A 20,079-nucleotide genomic window follows, 5' to 3' on the forward strand; every position below is an offset into this window, starting at 1 on the left:
TGTGCGCGAGCCGGGCATGACCCGAATGAAGCGTGCCGCGATGCGATGCGGCACGCGGTTCTCCGGAACTCGCGACCGATGATCCCGTTTCGCCTCGGCGCATCATGCGCCGTGCTATGCCTGCTGGCTGCCTGCACGGCGCAGTCGCTCGTCGAACGCAGCACCTACTACGCCGACACGAGCCTGCACGCACGCGGTGCCGATGCGCGGATCCGCTTTCTCGTGATGCATTACACCGAAAGCGACGAAGCGAAGTCGCTGCGCACGCTGACAGGCGATTCGGTCAGCGTGCATTACGTCGTGCCGCCGCAACCGCGCATCGAGCACGGGATGCTCGTCGTCTACCAGCTCGTTCCGGAATCGGAGCGCGCATGGCACGCGGGCGTCAGCGAGTGGCAGGGCGCGACCGAGCTGAACGCGGCGTCGATCGGCATCGAGAACGTGAACCGTGGCCCGCTCGATCCGCAGAATCGCACCTGGCAGCCGTATCCGCCCGAACAGGTCGATGCGCTGATTCGCCTGTCGAAGGACATCGTCGCGCGCTACGCGATTCCGCCGACGCGCGTGGTCGGGCACAGCGACATCGCGCCGCAACGCAAGATCGATCCGGGTCCGCTGTTCCCGTGGCACGCGCTCGCACTGGCCGGTGTCGGCGCATGGCCGGACGATGCGACCGTGGTCGCACGGCTCGGCGGCCGCGATCCGCACGCACTGGTCGACGTGCGCGAACTGCAGCTCAAGCTCGCGCGCTACGGTTACGAAGTGCCGACCGACGGCGTGCTCGACGCACGCACGCGGCGCGTATTCGCAGCGTTCCAGATGCATTTCCGCCCGTCCGACTATGCGGGCAATCCGGACGCCGAAAGCGACGCGATCGCGCAGGCGTTGCTCGACAAATACTTCCCCGGCACGCAACCGCCGGACAACGCGCCCGCAGCGGGCGCGCCCTGAACGCACGGCGCACCGCGCGCCGAAAAACGCGGGCCGTCATCCGAGTCCGGTAAACTGGCGGTTTTCCGCAATCCCGCAGCATTACTACGCCATGACTCAAGACGAACTCAAACGCCTCGTCGGCCAGGCCGCCGCCGATTATGTGATCCAGAACGTGCCGGAAGGCGCCGTGATCGGCGTCGGCACCGGCTCGACCGCCAACTGCTTCATCGACGCGCTCGCCGTCGTCAAGTCGCGCTATCGCGGCGCCGTGTCGAGCTCCGTCGCCACGACCGAACGCCTGAAATCGCACGGCATCAAGGTGTTCGACCTGAACGAGGTCGACTCGCTGCAGGTGTACGTCGACGGCGCAGACGAGATCGACGCGAGCGGCGCGATGATCAAGGGCGGCGGCGGCGCGCTGACGCGCGAGAAGATCGTCGCGTCGGTGGCCGACACGTTCGTCTGCATCGCCGATGCCAGCAAGCGCGTGCCGGTGCTCGGCGCATTCCCGCTGCCCATCGAGGTCGTGCCGATGGCGCGCACGGCGATCGGCCGGCGCGTGACCGCGCTCGGCGGCGTGCCCGTGCTGCGCGTGACGAAGGACGGCGCACCGACCATCACCGACAACGGCAACGAGATCATCGACGTGAAGGGGCTGCAGATCGCCGATCCGCGCGGCTTCGAAGCGCAGGTGAATGCATGGCCGGGTGTCGTGACGGTGGGCCTGTTTGCCGAGCGCGGCGCGAATCTGTGCTTGCTCGGCACGGAAAACGGCGTTGAAACGATCGTTTATTCGGCTAATTGAAAGAAATGAAAAGCAGTCCGTAGCGGCACGAAGTCGACGGTATGTCGACCGTAATGGACTGCATGGTTAAATCTTGTGGAATTCACGGCCCGGCAGGCGCAGCGCGCTTTCCGGGCCTTTTTTGTAGCCTTATAAATGACCCCGCCAAGAAGAGGGATAACCCTGTCAGGTGTTTACCAGATAGCGAAATATCCCCGAACTCATCAACTTATAGATCATAAGAACAGTCGTAACCAGGGCCGGCGGAACTGCGGAGCAGGTGTTCGCAAATCGACGCACGGGGAGGTGTCATGGAGCAGGGCAAAGACCGGTCACTGGTCGCCAAAGTGATGGATGGGCTTGTCTCGGGTATCGTCGAAGACAAGTACGGCGGCATCTTGCCGCCGCAGGACGTGCTGTCGAAAGAGTTCGACGTGAGCCGCACTGTGATGCGGGAAGCGTTGTCGATGTTGCTTGCGCGCGACATGCTGGACGTGCGGCCGAAAGTCGGCACGCGCGTGCGGCCGATGCGCGACTGGCGCATGATCGACGAAGACGTCGTGAGCTGGCGGTTTCGGGCAAAACCCGATCCGCAGTTCATGCGCGACGTCATCGAATTCCGGATGCTGATCGAACCGCGCGCGACCGCGCAGGCGTCGGTGCGTGCGACGGCAGCCGACATCGCGGGCATCCGCGAAGCGTTCGATGCGTTCAAGGTGCTGCAGCCGGGCGACCCCGGCTACGACACGGCGGACGAACTGTTGCACACGCGGATCGTGCAGGCGAGCGGCAACCAGTTCTTCCAGCAGATGGCGGCGATCGTGCGCGGGGCGGTGCGTCTCGTGAATCCGCGCGTCGTGAAGAAGGAGGGGGCGCACGAGATCGTGGTGAAGGCGCATGCGCGTGTCGTCGATGCGATCGAGCGGCGCGATCCGCGCGAAGCCGAAGCGGCCTCGCTCGCGCTGATCGATTTCAGCGCCGACGAGATATCGCGCGATTTCTCGGTCGACGTGCCCGTGCGCGCCTGACGCTGTTCGCGTCGCTCATCCGTGTGCCGGCGAGCCGTTTATCATGACGGCCGGTCGGCAGCGTGCCGGCCACCGTCATACGACCGACACGGAAGATCAGGATGAACGACAACGACCATCGCCCGGTGCGCTTCGGCATCGTCGGTGCAGGCAGCATTGCGCGCCGCTTCGCGCAAAGCCTCGCACACGTGCCGGGCGCCACGCTCGCCGGCGCCTGGGCCCGCCGCGCCGACGCAGCGGCAGCCTTTTGCGAGACATGCGGCGGCACGCCTGCCGCGAGCCTCGAAGCGCTCCTCGCGAGCGATCTCGACGCGATCTACATCGCGACGCTCCATGACAGTCACGCGCGGTACGCACTGGCCGCGCTTGCCGCCGGCAAGGCCGTCCTGTGCGAAAAACCCGCGACGCTGAACGCGGCGCAACTCGACACCGTGCTGCGTGCGGCACGCGACGCAGGACTGCTCTTCATGGAAGCGATGAAGCCGCCGTTCTTTCCGTTGTATCGCCAGTTGCGCGCGCATTTGCGTGACGATCCGATCGGCGAGATCCGGCTCGTGCGCGCGGGGTGCGCATCGTCGTCGGTACCCGGCGACCATTCCGTCTATCGCCTCGATCACGCGGGCGGCGCGCTGCTCGATATCGGGATCTACGAGGCGTTTCTCGCGGTCGACTGGCTCGGCGCGGCGCGCGACGTGCAGACGCTCGGCCGCGTCGGCGCGACGGGCGTCGACATGTTCGCGAGCCTGAACAGCCTGCATGCGAACGGCGGGATCGCGCAGCTCTTTTGCGGGCTCGACGTGATGGGGCGCGGCGACGCGCTGATCGCCGCGGCCGGCGGACACGTGACGATCCACGAAAAGTGGTGGAACCCGTCGCGCGCGACGATCCGCTATGCGGACGGTCGCACCGTCGAACTCGACGCGCCGGTCGACGGCGGCGGGCTGAACTACGAGACCGCGCATTTCTGCGACCTGCTGCGCGCGGGCGAAACCGAAAGCCCGATCATGACGCACGACCATTCGCGCCAGATGATCGCGATGACCGATGCCGCGCGTGCCGCGCTCGGCGTGCGCTATTCGGGCGAGTAGGCGGGCAGGACGACGCCGGGCCCGCGTGCGCGGCCCGGCGGACGGCGTGTGCTCAGTGACGCGACGGCAGCGACAGGCGCTTTTCGTACCAGCGCTGCGCCCATTCGAGGATCTGGCACAGGATCCAGTACACGGCCGCGGCGGCGAGATAGAGCGGCAGCGGCTGGTAGGTCGCCGCAATCACTTCCTGCGCGCTGCGCAGCAGTTCGGTCACGGTGATCACGGACACGAGCGACGTGTCCTTGATCAGGCTGATCAGGCTGTTCGACAGGCTCGGCACCGCGATGCGCAGCGCCTGCGGGCCGATCACGTAGCGCAGCGTTTGCCCCCACGACAGCCCCAGGCTGTATGACGCGAGCCATTGGCCGCGGTGAATGCCGTTGATCGCGCCGCGCATGCTTTCGGACATGTAAGCCGCGACGTTCGCGGACAGCGCGATGACGCCGGCCGGCGTCGGGTCGAGCGAGATGCCGAGGCTCGGCAGCCCGTAGTAGATGACGAAGATCTGCACGAGCAGCGGCGTGCCGCGCATCAGGCTCACGTACGCGCGCGCGAGCCCCGCGAGCGCGTTGACCCAGATGCGTTCGAAGCCGTCGAGCGGTTCGCTTTGCCGGATGCCCATCATCGCGAGCACGACGGCGCCGAGCAGGCCGAACACCATCGACAGCACGGCGAACTTGACGGTCAGTACGGCGCCCTGGGCGAGCACCGGCAGCGATTGGACGAGCAGGGACGTTGTCGACATGGAATACGAATCGGATGCGTGCGCGAAAGCGCAATCATAAACCGGACGAATAAAACAAAGGGCGGCATCGTTGCGGATGCCGCCCCGTCCGGCCCGCCATCAGGCGGGAAATGCAGGCGTGCTTACTTGATCGGTTTCGTCACGTCGATGCCGAACCACTTGTCCGAGATCTTCGTGAACGTGCCGTCGGCCGCGAGTTGCGCCATCGCGTCGTCGATCGCCTTCTGGAACTTCGGGTTGCCCTTCTTGAACGGGATGCCCGACGGATTCGCCGAGCCGACGTTCGCGCCCGGGCGCAGCGGCAGCTGCGAATTCTTCGTCAGGTACGCGAGCATCAGGCGGTCATTGAGCGCTGCGTCGAGACGGCCGGCCGCGAGATCGCGCAGGTACTCGGGCGCACCCGGGTACGTCTTCACGTCGACGCCGGGCACCGACTTCGCCATGTCCATGTAGTTCGTACCGAGCGCGACGCCGAGCTTCTTGCCCTTCAGGTCTTCCAGCGACTTGAAGTCACGCGAGTCGTCCTTGCGCTGGATCAGTTGCGCGGACGAGTACGTGTACGCCGGCGAGAAGTCGAGCGTCTCCTTGCGCTTGTCGGTGATGCCGACCTGGTTGGCGATCACGTCGAACTTGCCGGCCTGCAGGCCCGCGATGATGCCGCTCCATTCGGTCGTCACGAACTCGGCTTTCACGCCGAGCTTCGCGGCGACGGCCTTCGCGATGTCGACGTCGAAGCCGACGAGCTCGCCTTGCGGGTTCTTCGAGTTGAACGGCGGGAACGTACCTTCGAGACCGACCCGCAGCGTGCCGCGTTGCTTCACCTGGTCGAGGAGGTCGGCCGCATGCGCGGTGGCGGCGGCGAACGACGTGCCGATCAGGCCGGCAACCAGCAGCTTCTTCAGCAGCGAAAATTTCATCGTGTGAGCTTCCTTGCCCCGGCGGGGCTTCTGTTCTGATAGTGCGACCGATGATAGCAAAAATGCAATCGATCGATAAATATCGTTTGTTTATTTCTATATTACTTATGCGGTGCGCTCGCGGGCGATCGCCTTCACGCATTCCGACACGAGCGCGGGGCCGCGGTAGATGAAGCCCGTGTAAAGCTGGACCAGCGACGCACCGGCCGCGAGCTTCGCGCGGGCGTCCTCGCCCGAGAAAATGCCGCCGACGCCGATGATCGGCACTGCGCTGCCGACTTCGGCGTGCAGCTTGCGGATCACTTCGTTCGATGCGTCGAACACCGGGCGGCCCGACAGGCCGCCGGCTTCGTCCGCATGCGGCAGGCCCTGGACGGCCGCGCGCGACAGCGTCGTGTTGGTGGCGATCACCGCTTCGATCTTGTGGCGCAGCAGCGTGTCGCCGATTTCCTTGACCTGCTCGTCGTCGAGATCGGGCGCGATCTTCAGCGCGAGCGGCACGAGCTTGCCGTGCAGGTCGGCGAGACGCTGCTGCTTGTCCTTCAGCGCGGCGAGCAGTGCGTCGAGTTCGCCCGCACCCTGCAGTTGGCGCAGGTTCTTCGTGTTCGGCGACGAGATGTTGATCGTCACGTAGCTCGCGAACGGGTACACGCGCTCGAGGCAGTACAGGTAATCCTCGGCGGCGCGCTCGATCGGCGTATCGGCGTTCTTGCCGATGTTCAGGCCGAGGATGCCGCGATAGCGGGCGGCCTGGACGTTCTTCACGAACTGGTCGACGCCGTGGTTGTTGAAGCCCATCCGGTTGATCAGCGCCTCGGCCTGCGGCAGGCGGAACATCCGCGGGCGCGGGTTGCCGGGCTGCGCCCGCGGCGTGACCGTGCCGACTTCGATGAAGCCGAAGCCGAGCGCCGCGAGGCCGTCGATGGCCGCGCCGTCCTTGTCGAGGCCGGCCGCGAGGCCGACCGGGTTGCGGAACGTGAGCCCCATCACGGTGCGCGGCGCGTCGGGCACGCGGGCCGACAGCGCGCAGGCGAGGCCGGTGCGGCCGGCCGCGCCGAGCGCGCGCAGCGTGAGGTGGTGAGCGTCTTCCGCATCCATCTTGAACAGGGATGCGCGGGCCAGCGGATAAAGGGAACTGAACACGGGAATTGGGCGGACAGCCGGAATGAATGACAACCCGTTATTTTACCGGGAGTTGCGCGGCAGGGGCGTGCTTCGCTTCGTAACCTCCGCAGCCCACGTCAGCCCGAGCCGGAATGCCCGCCCGGCAACGGCGCGCGCGGGGCCAGCGCCGCATCGACGGGAGGCAGGTCGATCCGATCCGGATCGAGTATCTTCCAGCGCCCGTCGATCAAGCCCTCGAGCGGATGGAAGTTCGCCTTGTACGCCATCTTCGGGCTCTCGCGGATCCAGTAGCCGAGGTACACGTAGGGCAGCCCGAGGCTCTTCGCCTGCTCGATCTGCCACAGGATGTTGTAGGTGCCGTAGCTCGTGTGCCGATCGTCGGGCTCGAAGAACGTATAGACCGACGACAGTCCGTCGCCGAGGATGTCGATCATGCTGACCATGCGCAGCTTGCCGGGCTCGCCGCCCGGCGCGTCGAGATCGCGGAATTCGACGAGGCGCGAGTTGATCCGGCTCTGCAGCAGGAACTGCTCGTACTGGTCGCGGCTGTCGCGATCCATTCCGCCGCCCGCGTGGCGTGCGGACTGGTAGCGCATGTAAAGCGCGTAGTGTTCTTCGTCGTAGTGCAGCGGCGAGACCGTCGCGATGAGCGCGCGGTGCCGCTTCCACATCCTGCGCTGCGTACGCGACGGCACGAACGCGTCGATAGGCACGCGCACCGGCACGCAGGCGCGGCAGCCGTCGCAGTACGGGCGATACGTGAAGACGCCCGAGCGGCGGAAGCCGGCCTTCACGAGTTCGGTGTAGATGTCGGAGTTGATCAGGTGGCTCGGTGTCGCGACTTGCGAGCGCGCGATACGGCCGTCCAGATAGCTGCACGGATAGGGCGCCGTTGCATAGAATTGCAGCGCCGAAAGCGGTGAAAGCGGCAGCTCAGTCGGGTGAGTCATGGGCAGCTCTCGATGCAGGGAAGGAGTGCCGCGCTAGCGCTCGATCCCGGAGGGCGCCGCCGTTTCGGCGGGGCCCGTCAGCGCGGCGAGCACGCGCTTGTCGAACTGCCACGGAATCGGCGGTTCGGCTACCGCGCTGCGCACGTGAGCGACAAACGCCTTGCGTGCGATCTCGCGGCCGCCGAGCGACGCTAGATGCGACGTATTCTGCTGGCAGTCTATCATCTCCAGCCCCTGGTCGCGAAGGTGGGCGACGAGCGTGGCCAGCGCGATTTTCGATGCGTCGGTGGCATCCGCATACATCGACTCGCCGAAAAACATCCGCCCGAACGACACGCCGTACAGGCCGCCGACACGGCGCCCGTCGTGCCACGTCTCGATGCTGTGCGCGTTGCCGGAGCGGTACAGCGTGGTATAGGCGTCGATGATCTCGGCCGTGATCCACGTGCCGCGCTGCCCGCGGCGCGGCGCCTGCGCGCAGGCGCGCATCACGCCCGGGAAGTCGTGATCGACTCGCACTTCCCATGCAGCGTCGCGCAGCACGCGTTTCAGCGTCTTGCGCAGCGACGGCGACACCTTGAATTCGGCCGGCACGAGGATCATGCGCGGGTCGGGGCTCCACCACAGCACCGGCTGGCCGTCCGAGTACCACGGGAAGATGCCGCGCAGGTACGCGTCGATGAGGCGCGACGGCAGCAGGTCGGCGCTCGCGGCGAGCAGCCCGGGCGCGCCGGTCGCGGGACCGAGCGCGCGTTCGATGGGCGGAAACGGATCGTCCGGGCCGAGCCAGGGGACCATGGGGGCGGGCTCAGCCGTTGCGCAGCGAGCGGAAGATATCGCCGGTGTGCACGCCGTAGTCGCCCGCGGCGCGATCGGCGAAGAAGAATCGCAGGGTCTGGCTGACGGTCGGGAACGCGATTTCGTCCCACGGGATATCGGCTTCGTCGAACAGCTTCACTTCGAGGCTTTCCTCGCCGGCTTCGAAACCCGGATCGGTGAGCCGCGCGAGGTAGAACAGGTGAACCTGGTGCACGTGCGGCACGTTGAGCAGCGTGAACAGGTTCTGCACCTCGACGCGCGCGCCGGCTTCCTCGAGCGTTTCGCGCGCGGCGGCTTCGGCCGTCGTCTCGCCCATTTCCATGAAGCCCGCGGGCAGCGTCCAGAACCCGTAGCGCGGTTCGATCGCGCGGCGGCACAGCAGGATCTGATCGCCCCAGACCGGGACCGTGCCGACGACGTTGCGCGGATTCTGGTAATGGATCGTGCCGCAGTGATCGCAGACGAATCGCTCGCGGTTGTCGCCGGGAGGAATGCGCGCGATGACTTCGTGACCGCAGACGGAGCAGAATTTCATGTCGAGTGGAAGGGACGAGGTGATGCGAGTGTATCACCGGGGCGCGGCATTCTTGAACGCCTGCGCGTGCGGGCGGCGTGCCGCGCGAAGCGGAGGGCGCGCGCGAAGAGGCGGCGGGATCGGGTGCGGAAAAACAAAAAGCCCGGCACGAGGCCGGGCTTTTCGCATGAATCTGGACGGGTTGGTTGCGGGGGTAGGATTTGAACCTACGACCTTCGGGTTATGAGCCCGACGAGCTGCCAGACTGCTCCACCCCGCGTCCGTCGAAGAAATGAATTATAAGGAGTTCCCCTGACGCGTGCAAGCACTTTCTGACAATCGCGTGTCGCGTCTGGTGGGGACGGCACGGTGGGCGCGTGCGCTAGAATCGAGCGGTTTGTTTCGTCTCTTCCGCAGCGGCGCGGCGCGCGATCGCATCGGCACCGTTGCGACTCACCTTATTGCATCGACGGATTCATGGACATCGCTCACGATCTTCAATCGATCGGCGCGCAGGAACAGGCGCTCGTGTTTCCCCATTTCGACCCGGCCCGTGCGTGGGCGCTCGGCAACCGGATGCATGCGCTCGCGACGGCGCGCGGCCATGCGATCGCAATCGACATCGTCACGTTCGGCCAGCCGCTGTTCTACGCGGCACTCGCCGGTGCGACACCCGACAATGCCGACTGGGTCCGCCGCAAGCGCAACGTCGTCGCGCATTTCCGGCGCAGCTCGTATGCGATCGGCCTGCGCATGCAGCAGGCCGGCGCCACGCTGGCGGACAAGCACGGGTTGCCGATCGCCGAATATTCGCCGCATGGCGGTTCGTTTCCGCTGACCGTCGCGGGCGCCGGCGTGATCGGCTCGATCACCGCGTCGGGGCTGCCGCAGCGCGCGGACCACGAATTCGTCGTCGAGGTGCTGTGTGCGGAGCTCGGCCACGACTACGCCGTGCTGGCCCTCGCGAGGAGCTGAGCGATGCAGCTTCCCGGATACGCATGGCTCGCGATCGCGATCGTCGCGGAAGTTGTCGGCACGTCCGCGCTGCGCGCGGCGGACGGCTTCACGCGCTTCTGGCCGTCGGCGCTCGTCGTCGCCGGTTACGGCATCGCGTTCTACTGCCTGTCGCTGACGCTGCGCACGATGCCCGTCGGCATCATCTATGCCGTCTGGTCGGGTGCCGGCATTGTCCTGATCACGCTCGTCGCGATGCTGCTCTATCGTCAGGTGCCGGATGTGCCGGCGGTGATCGGCCTCGGGCTGATCGTCGCGGGCGTCGTGGTGCTGAACCTGTTCTCGAAGATGCAGGCGCACTGAACGTGCGACTGCCATTTGCCGGATGGCCCTCATGACCGATTCCACTTCCGCTGCCGTCTCCGCCGAATCCGCCCAGCCCGACGTCCGCGCCTACGTCGCGAACCGCATCGGCTTTCTCGAACTGAACCGGCCGAAGGCGCTGAATGCGCTGTCGGTCGGCATGATCCGGCTGATGCAGCAGGCGCTCGACGCGTGGCGCGACGATCCGGAGGTCGTTGCGGTCGTCGTGCACAGTCCGCACCCGCGCGCCTTCTGCGCGGGCGGCGACGTGCGCTTCTTCCACGAGGCGTGGCAGCGCGGCGACCGCGACGCGGTCGACACGTTCTTCATCGACGAATACACGCTGAACCATGCGATCTTCACGTATCCGAAGCCCTATATCGCGCTGATGCACGGCGTCGTGATGGGCGGCGGCATGGGTATTTCACAGGCGGCGCGGCATACGGGCGGCCTGCGCGTCGTGACCGACTCGACGAAGATGGCGATGCCGGAAACGCGCATCGGCCTGTTCCCGGACGTCGGGATGAGCTGGTTTCTCGCGCGCACGCCCGGTGCGATCGGCCGTTACCTCGCGGTGACGGGCGCGACGCTCGACGCGGCCGGTGCGCTGTACGCACAGCTCGCCGACGTCTATCTGCCCGATGCCGCGCTGCCGGCGCTGCTCGACACATTGCGCCACGCGCGCATCGACAGCGGTGCGCAGGCCGTCGCCTGCGTGGCCGACGCGGCTGCCGCGCACAAGGTCGTGCCGACTCCGGACACGTCGGCGCTGGCCGATGCGCGCGCCGGGATCGACCGCCATTTCGCGCAGCCCGACATCAACGCGATCCTCGCATCGCTCGATGCCGAGCCGGATTGCGCGGCCGTCGACGGGTGGGTCGAGAAGGCGACCCACGCGATGCGCGACCAACTGTCGCCGCTGTCGATGGCCGTGTCGCTCGAAGTCGTCGAACGCGCACGCGACGCGACGATGGCCGATTGCCTGCGGCGCGATCTCGATCTCACGCGCTCGGCGTTCGCGCACGGCGACGTGATCGAAGGCGTGCGCGCACTGATCGTCGACAAGGATCACCAGCCGGACTGGCGCTTCAATTCGTCCGCCGACATCGATCGGGCAGACGTGCTCGCGATGTTCGACAGCCCGTGGACGCCCGACACGCATCCGCTGCGGCACCTGAAGGACTGACGTTCGTCGGCGCCCAGGCGCGAGACGGAAACGAAAAGGCCGCCTGCAGTTCATCTGCAGGCGGCCTTTTGTTGATGGAGACGACCGGTCCGCGCTCGAACGGCGCGCAGACAGGGGCGGCGTTACTCGTCGCGCGCGTCGTCCGACATGAACGCACGCATGAACACGAGTGCGCCGAAGCCCCACACCGCGTTCGCCGCGAAGCCGGCCGCGAGCACGGGCATCATGTTGCCCGACGGCCAGATGCCGCGCAGCGGATCGATCGCGAACACGCGCGCGGCCGTCAGCACGATGCCGCCGAACATGAGTGCGCCGATCCACGACGCCTCGCGTTCCGGCGACACACGCAGCAGCCACGCCATCGGAATCGCGCAGCATGCGCTGATCAGCGCGTTTGCGACAAATTCAGGAATGCCGAGCGGCGCGAACGGCTGCGTGGAGAAGCCGGCCGCGGCGATCAGGTCCGCCGTGTGAAGGAGTGCGAGCGTGGCCTCGCGGAAGAACAGGGCGGCAAGGAAGCCGGACAGGAACGGCAGGATGACTTTCTGCATCGATGAGTGCACCGCAGGCGCGCACGGCCGGGGCCGTATGCGCGGAGTTATTCGGATTGGTGCGTCATTATAGGGCCCGGCCGCCGCGATATTCGCTCCAGCGTCGTGCTAATCACGAAAGCGGAAAACCTAAGCTCAAAAAAATCGTTCCAAAGCCCTGCACCGATCCCTAGACTGATTTCCCAGAAACAGCCGTGCAGTCGCGTATTCGCCCGCCGCACGGCGTGACCGGCGAACCATCCCGATTCGAACGCACACCATGCATGCGCCGCGCATCCGCGACGCGAGCAGGGCGAGGTTTTTTCCAAATTTCGGCAAGAACAGTCAAGCAGGAGCAGCAGATGAATGTGTTCTGGTTTATCCCCACGCATGGCGACAGCCGCTACCTCGGCACGGCCGAAGGCGCGCGCGCCGCGGATTACGACTATTTCAAGCAGGTCGCCGTCGCGGCCGACACGCTAGGGTACGAAGGCGTGCTGCTGCCGACCGGCCGTTCCTGCGAAGATGCGTGGGTCGTTGCGTCGAGCCTCATTCCGGCGACGCAGCGCCTGAAGTTCCTGGTTGCAATCCGTCCCGGTATCGCGTCGCCGGGGCTGTCGGCGCGCATGGCCGCGACCTTCGACCGCCTGTCGGGCGGCCGCCTGCTGATCAACGTCGTGACCGGCGGCGATGCGGCCGAACTCGAAGGCGACGGCCTGTTCGCCGATCACGATACGCGTTACGAGATCACCGACGACTTCCTGAACATCTGGCGCGGGCTGCTTGCCGCGTCGCACGACAACGGCGGCTTCGACTACATCGGCAAGCATCTGCAGTCGAAGGGCGGCAAGGCGCTTTATCCGCCGGTGCAGCGCCCGCATCCGCCGCTGTGGTTCGGCGGCTCGTCGCCGGCCGCGCACGCGATCGCAGCCGATCACATCGATACCTATCTGACCTGGGGCGAGCCGCCCGAGGCCGTCGCGAAGAAGATCGCCGACATCCGTGCGCGCGCGCAGGCGCGCGGCCGCAAGATCAAATTCGGCATTCGATTGCACGTGATCGTGCGCGAGACCGAGGACGAAGCATGGCGTGACGCCGAGCGCCTGATCAGCCGCCTCGACGACGAGACGATCGCTCGTGCGCAGAAGGCATTCGCGAACATGGATTCCGAAGGCCAGCGCCGGATGGCTGCACTGCACGGCGGCAAGCGCGGCGGCCGCGAGGCGCTCGAGGTGTATCCGAACTTGTGGGCCGGCGTCGGTCTGGTGCGCGGCGGCGCGGGCACTGCGCTCGTCGGCAATCCCGAGCAGGTCGCCGAACGCATGCGTGAATACGCGGATCTCGGCATCGAGACGTTCATCCTGTCCGGCTACCCGCACCTCGAGGAGTCGTATCGCTTCGCCGAACTCGTGTTCCCGCTGATCAAGGGCAAGGGCGCGGCGCGGCCGGCCGGCCCGCTGTCGGGGCCGTTCGGCGAGATCGTCGGCAATAGCTATCTGCCGAAGGCAAGTCAGAGCTGAGCGAAGGGAGGCCTGCCATGACAACGAAAACGTCGACGACGGGGGCCGCCGTGGCCGCCCGCGCATGGCGCGGCGTCGCGCCGTGGCTCGTGCCGCTTGCACTGCTGGTCGCGTGGGAAGTCGGCGCGCGCACCGGCTGGCTGTCGACCCGCGTACTGCCCGAGCCGGTTGCGGTCGTGCGAGCGGCGTGGTCGCTCGTGACGTCGGGCGAAATGTGGGCGAACGTGAAAGTGAGCACGTGGCGAGCGCTGTTCGGTTTTGCAATCGGTGGCGGCGTCGGTCTCGCACTGGGGCTTGCGACCGGCCTGTCGAAGGCCGCCGAGGTCGCGCTCGATTCGACGATCCAGATGATCCGCAACATCCCGGCGCTCGCGATGATTCCGCTCGTGATCCTGTGGTTCGGCATCGACGAGAAGGCGAAGCTGTTCCTCGTCGCGCTCGGCGTGTTCTTCCCGGTCTATATCAACACGTATCACGGGATCCGCTCGGTCGACGCGAACCTGATCGAGATGGCGAAGAGTTACGGCGTGCGCGGCTTCGCGCTGTACCGCGACGTGATTCTCCCCGGTGCGTTGCCGTCGATCCTCGTCGGCGTGCGTTTCGCGCTCGGGCTGATGTGGGTGATGCTGATCGTCGCGGAAACGATCTCCGCGCAGTCGGGCATCGGCTACATGACGATGAACGCGCGTGAATTCCTGCAAACCGATGTGGTGGTGGTCGGCATCCTGCTGTACGCGGTGCTCGGCAAGCTGGCCGACGTGCTGGCGAAATGGCTCGAGCGCGTGACGCTGCGCTGGCACCCCGCTTACCAATCAGGAGCAAAGGCATGAATGCGACGACTTCGGCGGCCGCCTACGGCCCGCTCGCCGGCGCAGACCTCGAGGCAGAGCTCGCGCAGGCGCGCGTCGCGGACGGCGACGCGCGAGACGCGGCGATTCTCGATCGTGACGGCAGCGCATCCGTCGTTCCGCTCGCGCGGCGGCGCGCGGGAAGCCCGGCACCCGACGATGCGGTAACGCTGTCGGGTGTCAGCAAGCGCTTCGGCGCGCGCACGGTGCTCGACAACGTCGAACTCGGCATCGCGCGCGGCAGCTTCGTCGCGATCGTCGGCCGCAGCGGTTGCGGCAAGTCGACGCTGCTGCGGCTTGTCGCGGGACTCGAGCAGCCGAGCAACGGCGCGCTCGTGACGCGCGGCGAGGGCGGCGGCGCGCTCGATACGCGGATCATGTTCCAGGATGCACGCCTGCTGCCGTGGAAGACCGTGCTGCAGAACGTGATGCTCGGCCTCGGGCGCGGCGCGCGCGACGACGCACGCGCGGTGCTCGACGAAGTCGGTCTGCTGGAACGGGCGAACGACTGGCCCGCGCAACTGTCGGGCGGCCAGCGGCAGCGTGTGTCATTGGCGCGCGCGCTCGTGCACCGGCCGCAACTGCTGCTGCTCGACGAGCCGCTCGGCGCGCTCGACGCGCTGACCCGCATCGAGATGCATGCGCTGATCGAGCGCCTGTGGCGCGAGCATCGGTTCACCGCGTTGCTCGTCACGCACGACGTGCAGGAGGCTGTCGCGCTCGGCGACCGCATCCTGCTCATCGAGCAGGGGCGCGTGGCGCTGGATCAAGCCGTACCGCTCGACCGGCCGCGTGCCCGCGCATCCGCGGCGTTCGCGGCGCTGGAAGATCGCGTGCTGAAGCGCGTGCTCGCCGGCGGGCCAGGCACGGCAGAACAGGGCGAGGTGCATCAGGCAGACAACGTTCGACCGGTCGGGCAGATCCGCTGGGCCGTTTAATCCGGGCGGCTCCGGCCGCCCGTTCAGAGACTTTTTTCTTCGGAGCGATCAACCCGATGAGCATCACTGCAATCAACGTGCGTAACCAGTTCAAGGGCAAGGTGAAGGAGATCATTCGCGGGCCGGTGGTGTCCGAGGTCGACGTCGAGACGCCGTTCGGCATCGTCACGTCGGTGATCACGACCCGCTCGGTCGACGAACTCGAGCTGAAGGTCGGTGCGGAAGTCGTCGCGCTCGTGAAGTCGACCGAAGTATCGATCGCGCGTCTCTGACCGCGCGCTTCCTGAGCCGGTACGGCGCCGGCGGGCAGCCTGCCCGTTGGCGTCGTCCGGCATTCCCGCAGCGCGTTTGCCTCGGTATTCGGCGTCCGGACGAAGTGCTAGGATGGTACGACACCGACGCCGGAGGCCAATGCATGACCCCCATCCTTTCCCCTGAAGCCATCGAGGCGCTGAAATGGATCGACCAGTTCGGCGACAGCCGGCCGGTTCCCGCTGCGTTCGACGACGTCGTCTATGCGTTGCTGAACGAGGGGCTGATCTATCAGGCGGCGGCCGACCGGGTCGACCTGACTGCCGATGGCAAAGCCTTTTTATCCGACGAATACGATTGAGCGCACGGCGCCGGCTGCACGGGCGGCCTGGCGCCGTGTCGCCACGGAGCGTGCGATGGAACCGAGAGGCAGCGACCTCGGCGATTTCAGCGAGCCGTACCGCGGCTTCGAGATCGAGGTGAAGACCGAGCAGGTCTGGGACGGCGAGCATGCGCACTACCGCGTGCTGCAGGGCGATGCGGTGCGGATCGACTGGCGGCTCGTCAAGGTCGACGGGTTGCTGCTGACCGAACGGCGCGTGATCGAGCGCGTGCTCGACGAGGCGCGGCGGGCGGTCGATGCGGAGCTGGGCGACGAGTAGCGGGGCTGCCGGGCAGGTATGGCCCATGTTGCGGTAAAATGCTCGGTTGTTTCCGCGCCGCCTGGCCTGTTGCCCGAATTCCATGTCCGTACCGTCCTCGCTTCCTCCCCGCCGCGTATCCGTCGCGCCCATGCTCGACTGGACCGACCGCCATTGCCGGTCGTTCCACCGTACGCTGACGCGCGATACGTGGCTGTATACGGAGATGATCACGACGGGTGCGCTGCTGTTCGGCGGTGCCCAGCGGCATCTCGCGTTCACGCCGAACGAATCGCCGGTCGCGCTGCAGCTCGGCGGCAGCGAACGCGACGATCTCGCGCGCGCCGCGAAGCTCGGCGAGCAGTGGGGCTACGACGAAATCAACCTGAACTGCGGATGTCCGTCCGAGCGTGTGCAGCGCGGCGCGTTCGGCGCGTGCCTGATGAACGAGCCGCAGCTCGTCGCCGACTGCGTGAAGGCGATGCGCGATGCGGTGTCGGTGCCGGTCACGGTCAAGCACCGGATCGGTGTCGATGCAGTGGAAGACTACGCGTTCGTGCGCGACTTCGTCGGCACGGTGGCCGAGGCCGGCTGCCAAACGTTCGTCGTGCATGCGCGCAACGCGATCCTGAAGGGGCTGTCGCCGAAGGAGAATCGCGAGATCCCGCCGCTCAAGTACGACTATGCGTATCAGTTGAAGCGCGATTTTCCGTCGCTGGAGATCGTCATCAACGGCGGCATCAAGACGCTCGACGAAGTCGCGCAGCATCTCGAACATGTCGATGGCGTAATGCTCGGCCGCGAGGCGTATCACAATCCGTACGTGCTTGCGGAGGTCGATACGCGCTTCTACGGCTCGACGGGCGCGGTGCCGACGCGCGAAGAAGCGGAAGCGCAACTGATCGAATACTGCGCGGCCGAGCTGAAGCGCGGGACCTATCTCGGTGCGATCGTGCGGCATGCGCTCGGCCTGTATCGCGGCATGCCCGGCGCACGCGGCTGGCGTCGCGTGCTGTCCGACAACAAGAAGCTCGCGCGCGGCGATCTGGCCGTGTTCGACGAGGCGCGCGCGCATCTGAACGAAGCCGAAGAATTTTTTGAAAAAAAGGCTTTGCAAGATTCAAAAGACTTCGTATAATCTTGCTTCTTCGCTGCTGAAACAAAAGCAGCGAAGAGCAGAAAGCAGTATCAGTGGTGGCTGTAGCTCAGTTGGTAGAGTCCAGGATTGTGATTCCTGTCGTCGTGGGTTCGAGTCCCATCAGCCACCCCAACAAATTCAAGCAAAAAGCCCAGTTCATCGAACTGGGCTTTTTGTTTTCTGGCGTCCGTATAACCACCGTGTAGCCGGTTGTCGTCAAAGCATCTTCGACGAGGGGTTGTAGGGCGTAGAGCACCGCCTTTTTTCGTGTCCGTGCCGTCGTCGGCGCGGATCGCAAAAACGTCAACGGGCACAGGACCCTATGTGCGTCGTCTTTCCTTGGCGTTTCGTTGACAACACACCAATCCAATCCGCGTGCGATATGTCATTCCCGGCTAAGGTTCGCGCGCGGCGTGCCGTTATCTTCCCTGGACAGCCCTCGTGCCTCGAATGCTGATCCGTTTTCTTGCCTGCTCGCGTTTCGCGCGAGCAGGCTTTTTTCGTTTACGGCGACGGAAACCGAAAATCTGGCGGAATACAGCAGGACGTTGGCACGAACCGACAAAGCGCAACAGTCTTACATTCGTGTAATGTATCGCTTTCCTCGTGCCCTCGCGCTTTGCAGGGCCGTTCGATCCCGGCGACCAGTGAAGGTGCCGGGATTTTTTTTGCCTGCCCGCCGATGTCCAGACGGCGAGCCGTCACAACATGCGACTTCGTCGCCGAGTTCGACGGATGCGCATTGATGCGATTGCGTCGACGGCGACATCGCACTCACTCCGCACTACTGCATCGGGTCCGTGGCGAACTTCGCATCCCGCAAGGAACGGTATATTTTGCGACGAGACATTCCGATCAAGAGAGTCAGCAGAAGGAGTCACCAACTCATGCCGGAAACCCCGACCACGCTCCGTGCCGCGACGACGCACGACGCGCACCTCATCGCTCGCCTGCACACCCTGAGTTGGCAAACCGCATACAGCCATATCCTTCCGGCGGCCTATCTGACCGACGAGGTGCCGACGGAGCACGCGATCCGGTGGCGGAAGTATCTCGACCGCAATCAAGACGCGTGGGGCCTCGTGCTGATCGCCGAGTCGAATGACGAGCCCGTCGGCTTCGTGAGTGCAGAACGCCCTGTCGACCCGTCGCTCGGCGTGCTGCTCGACTGCCTGCACGTCCATCCTTCGCATCACGGCAGCGGCACGGGCAAACGCATGATCGAAGCCGTTCGCGCGTGGGCCCGGACGATCGGCGCGGGCAAGGTCCATCTGCAGGTGCTGGAAGGCAACGTCCGTGCGATCGGCTTCTATGAGCACAACGGCTGGCAATTGGCCGGTATCGAAACGAGCCGGATTGGCCAGACGGAGGTTACCGATCGGATCTATGCGATACAGGCCTGAAGGCTTGCGGGTATCCGGACCAACGATCTCGCGACAGGCCGTCGCTTCCGGCCGCTACGATGTCACGCCGGGCGGAAGCGGAACGTGTTCCGTCGTTACTCGCCGCAATACCGCACAAGCAAATCGGCCTCTGTCTCATGGATCTCGACGGGTATCGTTGTCGCGCCTGCATAGGCAAGATAGCGCGCACGATGCTGGCCGTTGCGAAACGACGCGACACCGACTTTCGACAGGCCGGGGATGCCGAGCAGTGTTCTCGTTCTCGTCTCGCGAAACGTGATGAACGGCATGTCCGGAATCCGGTCCTGGTCGGGGTCGAGGAATTCGCGAATGCCCGCGGCTTTTCCGGGCGCCCAGTACTGAACGGACGGCAGCACGTAGTCGGTCGTGTCGCGGTCGGCGCAGGTCAGCAATTTCTTCAGGTCGATCGTCACGACCCGATGTCTCGAGTCGTCGGACGCGAATACCCGCTTGAGGTGCGTATAGGCATAGGGGGCGTGCCCGGGAAGCTGGATAATCCAGACATCTACGCCATTCTGTTGTGCGCGGGCGAGCGTCATTATTTCCTTTGGTGGCGCAAGCGGTCTTCGTGGCCGGAGTTTAGCAGCGCGATTGCAACAGCGGAGCAAATCGATACCTGGAATAGGGAGGCGGAACGATTCACAGCGGAACCGGAAGCGCAGAAGAAACGTTCGGCGAAGCGGATGCTGTCATGCGTCGGTGATCGATATCGACAGGTTGCGGGGATATCGCGATACTGCCAGCGGAAAGGGCGCGCGGCGCGGAATTCATGCAAGCTTCATGCAGCGTCGCGAAGCCGGGCAGGCGCGGATCGTCAAAAGAACAAAGAGGGCAGATTGACCGGAGAAAACCATGCCGTCGAAACTTGAAATCGAATATCTCGATTACTGTTTCACAGCGACGCTCGAAACCAGGGAGTCCGGCCGGACAGGCGTTGTCGACTGGAAACTGGAATCCGATTCGCGAAGCAAGACGCTCGCGTGGATTGTGTTCGACCGCTTTCTCGAGCGGAACGACTTCGCCGACGAAGAGGATGCGCGCGCACATATCGTCGACTGGCTGGAGCGGCTTGCCGATCCGAGGTCCGGCGCGTCGGCCGAAATTGCGAAGGCAAGTGCGGTTGCCTCGGTAGGGGCGGCGACGACCGACCCGTCGACTGCCGAAATAGTCGGCGAAACCGTCATTGAAATCGTCAGCGATGTCGACTGGATCGATATGGTCGTCGACTGGTTTTCCAGTGGTACGCCCTGATGAAAAGACCGGGGTTCCCTGACGCAGGTTATTGCATTCGCGAAACTTGGTTTCACGAACTTCGTACGGAAAATTAAGCCGAAATCAAATAATTAGAAAAAATAGAATAATCCTGCTTTGACATCACCCGC

The 20,079-nt window shown here is 65.4% G+C and carries 24 protein-coding genes and 2 tRNA genes; 17 read left to right on the forward strand and 9 right to left on the reverse strand.

The window, feature by feature from the left end:
* The first annotated feature begins 78 nt into the window (after positions 1–78).
* The 4 genes from LXM88_RS12950 to LXM88_RS12965 all read left to right on the forward strand — a co-directional run bounded on the left by LXM88_RS12950 (position 79) and on the right by LXM88_RS12965 (position 3,833).
* On the forward strand, positions 79–951 hold the full coding sequence (locus LXM88_RS12950; protein ID WP_262542693.1) for an N-acetylmuramoyl-L-alanine amidase: 873 nt from the start codon (positions 79–81) through the stop codon (positions 949–951).
* Positions 952–1,042: 91 nt separating this feature from the next.
* On the forward strand, positions 1,043–1,738 hold the full coding sequence (gene rpiA, locus LXM88_RS12955) for a ribose-5-phosphate isomerase RpiA (protein ID WP_262542695.1): 696 nt from the start codon (positions 1,043–1,045) through the stop codon (positions 1,736–1,738).
* 290 nt (positions 1,739–2,028) lie between these two features.
* Positions 2,029–2,745: a FadR/GntR family transcriptional regulator gene (locus tag LXM88_RS12960; protein WP_262542696.1), complete on the forward strand. Its 717-nt coding sequence runs from the start codon at positions 2,029–2,031 to the stop codon at positions 2,743–2,745.
* A 101-nt stretch (positions 2,746–2,846) separates the two neighbouring features.
* Positions 2,847–3,833, forward strand: coding sequence for a Gfo/Idh/MocA family protein (locus LXM88_RS12965; RefSeq protein ID WP_262542697.1), 987 nt, complete (start codon positions 2,847–2,849; stop codon positions 3,831–3,833).
* Between the two features lie 52 nt (positions 3,834–3,885).
* On the opposite strand, the gene LXM88_RS12970 is transcribed toward LXM88_RS12965, so the two are convergent.
* The 7 genes from LXM88_RS12970 to LXM88_RS13000 all read right to left on the reverse strand — a co-directional run bounded on the left by LXM88_RS12970 (position 3,886) and on the right by LXM88_RS13000 (position 9,183).
* Positions 3,886–4,578, reverse strand: coding sequence for an amino acid ABC transporter permease (locus tag LXM88_RS12970; RefSeq protein ID WP_047900564.1), 693 nt, complete (start codon positions 4,576–4,578; stop codon positions 3,886–3,888).
* A 122-nt stretch (positions 4,579–4,700) separates the two neighbouring features.
* Positions 4,701–5,495, reverse strand: a complete 795-nt coding sequence (locus LXM88_RS12975) for a cystine ABC transporter substrate-binding protein (RefSeq protein ID WP_262542699.1) — start codon at positions 5,493–5,495, stop codon at positions 4,701–4,703.
* Between the two features lie 105 nt (positions 5,496–5,600).
* Entirely contained in the window at positions 5,601–6,638 is a 1,038-nt protein-coding gene (locus LXM88_RS12980) for a quinone-dependent dihydroorotate dehydrogenase (RefSeq protein ID WP_262542700.1), read from the reverse strand.
* A gap of 98 nt (positions 6,639–6,736) precedes the next feature.
* A complete protein-coding gene (locus LXM88_RS12985; RefSeq protein ID WP_262542701.1) occupies positions 6,737–7,570 on the reverse strand; it encodes an arginyltransferase in 834 nt (277 codons plus the stop codon).
* A gap of 33 nt (positions 7,571–7,603) precedes the next feature.
* Positions 7,604–8,368, reverse strand: a complete 765-nt coding sequence (aat, locus tag LXM88_RS12990) for a leucyl/phenylalanyl-tRNA--protein transferase (RefSeq protein WP_262542702.1) — start codon at positions 8,366–8,368, stop codon at positions 7,604–7,606.
* Between the two features lie 10 nt (positions 8,369–8,378).
* Positions 8,379–8,924 carry an NUDIX hydrolase gene (locus LXM88_RS12995; protein WP_021161562.1) on the reverse strand — a complete coding sequence of 182 codons (546 nt, stop codon included), beginning with the start codon at positions 8,922–8,924 and terminating at the stop codon, positions 8,379–8,381.
* A gap of 182 nt (positions 8,925–9,106) precedes the next feature.
* Positions 9,107–9,183, reverse strand: a tRNA-Met gene (locus tag LXM88_RS13000).
* A 197-nt stretch (positions 9,184–9,380) separates the two neighbouring features.
* Here LXM88_RS13000 and LXM88_RS13005 point away from each other — a divergent pair.
* From LXM88_RS13005 to LXM88_RS13015, 3 genes are read left to right on the forward strand one after another with little or no spacing between them, the layout of a single operon-like run.
* Complete coding sequence (locus LXM88_RS13005; RefSeq protein ID WP_262542703.1) at positions 9,381–9,878, forward strand: heme-degrading domain-containing protein; 498 nt, start codon at positions 9,381–9,383, stop codon at positions 9,876–9,878.
* A gap of 3 nt (positions 9,879–9,881) precedes the next feature.
* Entirely contained in the window at positions 9,882–10,220 is a 339-nt protein-coding gene (locus tag LXM88_RS13010) for a DMT family transporter (protein WP_011656759.1), read from the forward strand.
* A gap of 31 nt (positions 10,221–10,251) precedes the next feature.
* Positions 10,252–11,406 carry an enoyl-CoA hydratase/isomerase family protein gene (locus tag LXM88_RS13015; protein ID WP_262542704.1) on the forward strand — a complete coding sequence of 385 codons (1,155 nt, stop codon included), beginning with the start codon at positions 10,252–10,254 and terminating at the stop codon, positions 11,404–11,406.
* A 122-nt stretch (positions 11,407–11,528) separates the two neighbouring features.
* Here LXM88_RS13015 and LXM88_RS13020 read toward each other — a convergent pair whose 3' ends face one another.
* The gene (locus tag LXM88_RS13020; RefSeq protein WP_262542705.1) at positions 11,529–11,957 is read right to left on the reverse strand and encodes a hypothetical protein; all 429 of its coding nucleotides are present in this window, start codon (positions 11,955–11,957) and stop codon (positions 11,529–11,531) included.
* A gap of 341 nt (positions 11,958–12,298) precedes the next feature.
* Between LXM88_RS13020 and ssuD the strand changes: the two genes are divergently transcribed.
* The 9 genes from ssuD to LXM88_RS13065 all read left to right on the forward strand — a co-directional run bounded on the left by ssuD (position 12,299) and on the right by LXM88_RS13065 (position 18,676).
* A complete protein-coding gene (gene ssuD, locus LXM88_RS13025) occupies positions 12,299–13,456 on the forward strand; it encodes an FMNH2-dependent alkanesulfonate monooxygenase (RefSeq protein WP_262542706.1) in 1,158 nt (385 codons plus the stop codon).
* Between the two features lie 17 nt (positions 13,457–13,473).
* A complete protein-coding gene (gene ssuC, locus LXM88_RS13030) occupies positions 13,474–14,286 on the forward strand; it encodes an aliphatic sulfonate ABC transporter permease SsuC (protein WP_262542707.1) in 813 nt (270 codons plus the stop codon).
* Positions 14,283–15,242: an ATP-binding cassette domain-containing protein gene (locus LXM88_RS13035; protein WP_262542708.1), complete on the forward strand. Its 960-nt coding sequence runs from the start codon at positions 14,283–14,285 to the stop codon at positions 15,240–15,242. Before ssuC ends, LXM88_RS13035 begins: the two co-directional genes overlap by 4 nt.
* A gap of 56 nt (positions 15,243–15,298) precedes the next feature.
* Positions 15,299–15,514 (forward strand): TOBE domain-containing protein, encoded by a 216-nt coding sequence (locus LXM88_RS13040; RefSeq protein ID WP_006400187.1) that lies wholly within the window; start codon positions 15,299–15,301, stop codon positions 15,512–15,514.
* A 143-nt stretch (positions 15,515–15,657) separates the two neighbouring features.
* Complete coding sequence (locus LXM88_RS13045; RefSeq protein WP_262542722.1) at positions 15,658–15,855, forward strand: hypothetical protein; 198 nt, start codon at positions 15,658–15,660, stop codon at positions 15,853–15,855.
* Positions 15,856–15,910: 55 nt separating this feature from the next.
* Positions 15,911–16,156: a hypothetical protein gene (locus LXM88_RS13050; protein WP_262542723.1), complete on the forward strand. Its 246-nt coding sequence runs from the start codon at positions 15,911–15,913 to the stop codon at positions 16,154–16,156.
* 130 nt (positions 16,157–16,286) lie between these two features.
* Entirely contained in the window at positions 16,287–17,273 is a 987-nt protein-coding gene (gene dusA, locus LXM88_RS13055; RefSeq protein WP_262542839.1) for a tRNA dihydrouridine(20/20a) synthase DusA, read from the forward strand.
* A gap of 56 nt (positions 17,274–17,329) precedes the next feature.
* Positions 17,330–17,405, forward strand: a tRNA-His gene (locus LXM88_RS13060).
* A 755-nt stretch (positions 17,406–18,160) separates the two neighbouring features.
* The gene (locus LXM88_RS13065) at positions 18,161–18,676 is read left to right on the forward strand and encodes a GNAT family N-acetyltransferase (RefSeq protein ID WP_262542724.1); all 516 of its coding nucleotides are present in this window, start codon (positions 18,161–18,163) and stop codon (positions 18,674–18,676) included.
* A 95-nt stretch (positions 18,677–18,771) separates the two neighbouring features.
* Here LXM88_RS13065 and LXM88_RS13070 read toward each other — a convergent pair whose 3' ends face one another.
* Positions 18,772–19,236, reverse strand: coding sequence for a plasmid fertility inhibition factor family protein (locus LXM88_RS13070; protein WP_262542725.1), 465 nt, complete (start codon positions 19,234–19,236; stop codon positions 18,772–18,774).
* Positions 19,237–19,549: 313 nt separating this feature from the next.
* On the opposite strand from LXM88_RS13070, the gene LXM88_RS13075 reads away from it, so the two are divergent.
* Entirely contained in the window at positions 19,550–19,948 is a 399-nt protein-coding gene (locus LXM88_RS13075) for a hypothetical protein (protein WP_262542726.1), read from the forward strand.
* The last annotated feature ends 131 nt before the right edge of the window (positions 19,949–20,079 follow it).

Source organism: Burkholderia sp. S-53 (assembly GCF_025560745.1).
GTDB classification, from domain to species: Bacteria; Pseudomonadota; Gammaproteobacteria; order Burkholderiales; family Burkholderiaceae; genus Burkholderia; species Burkholderia pyrrocinia.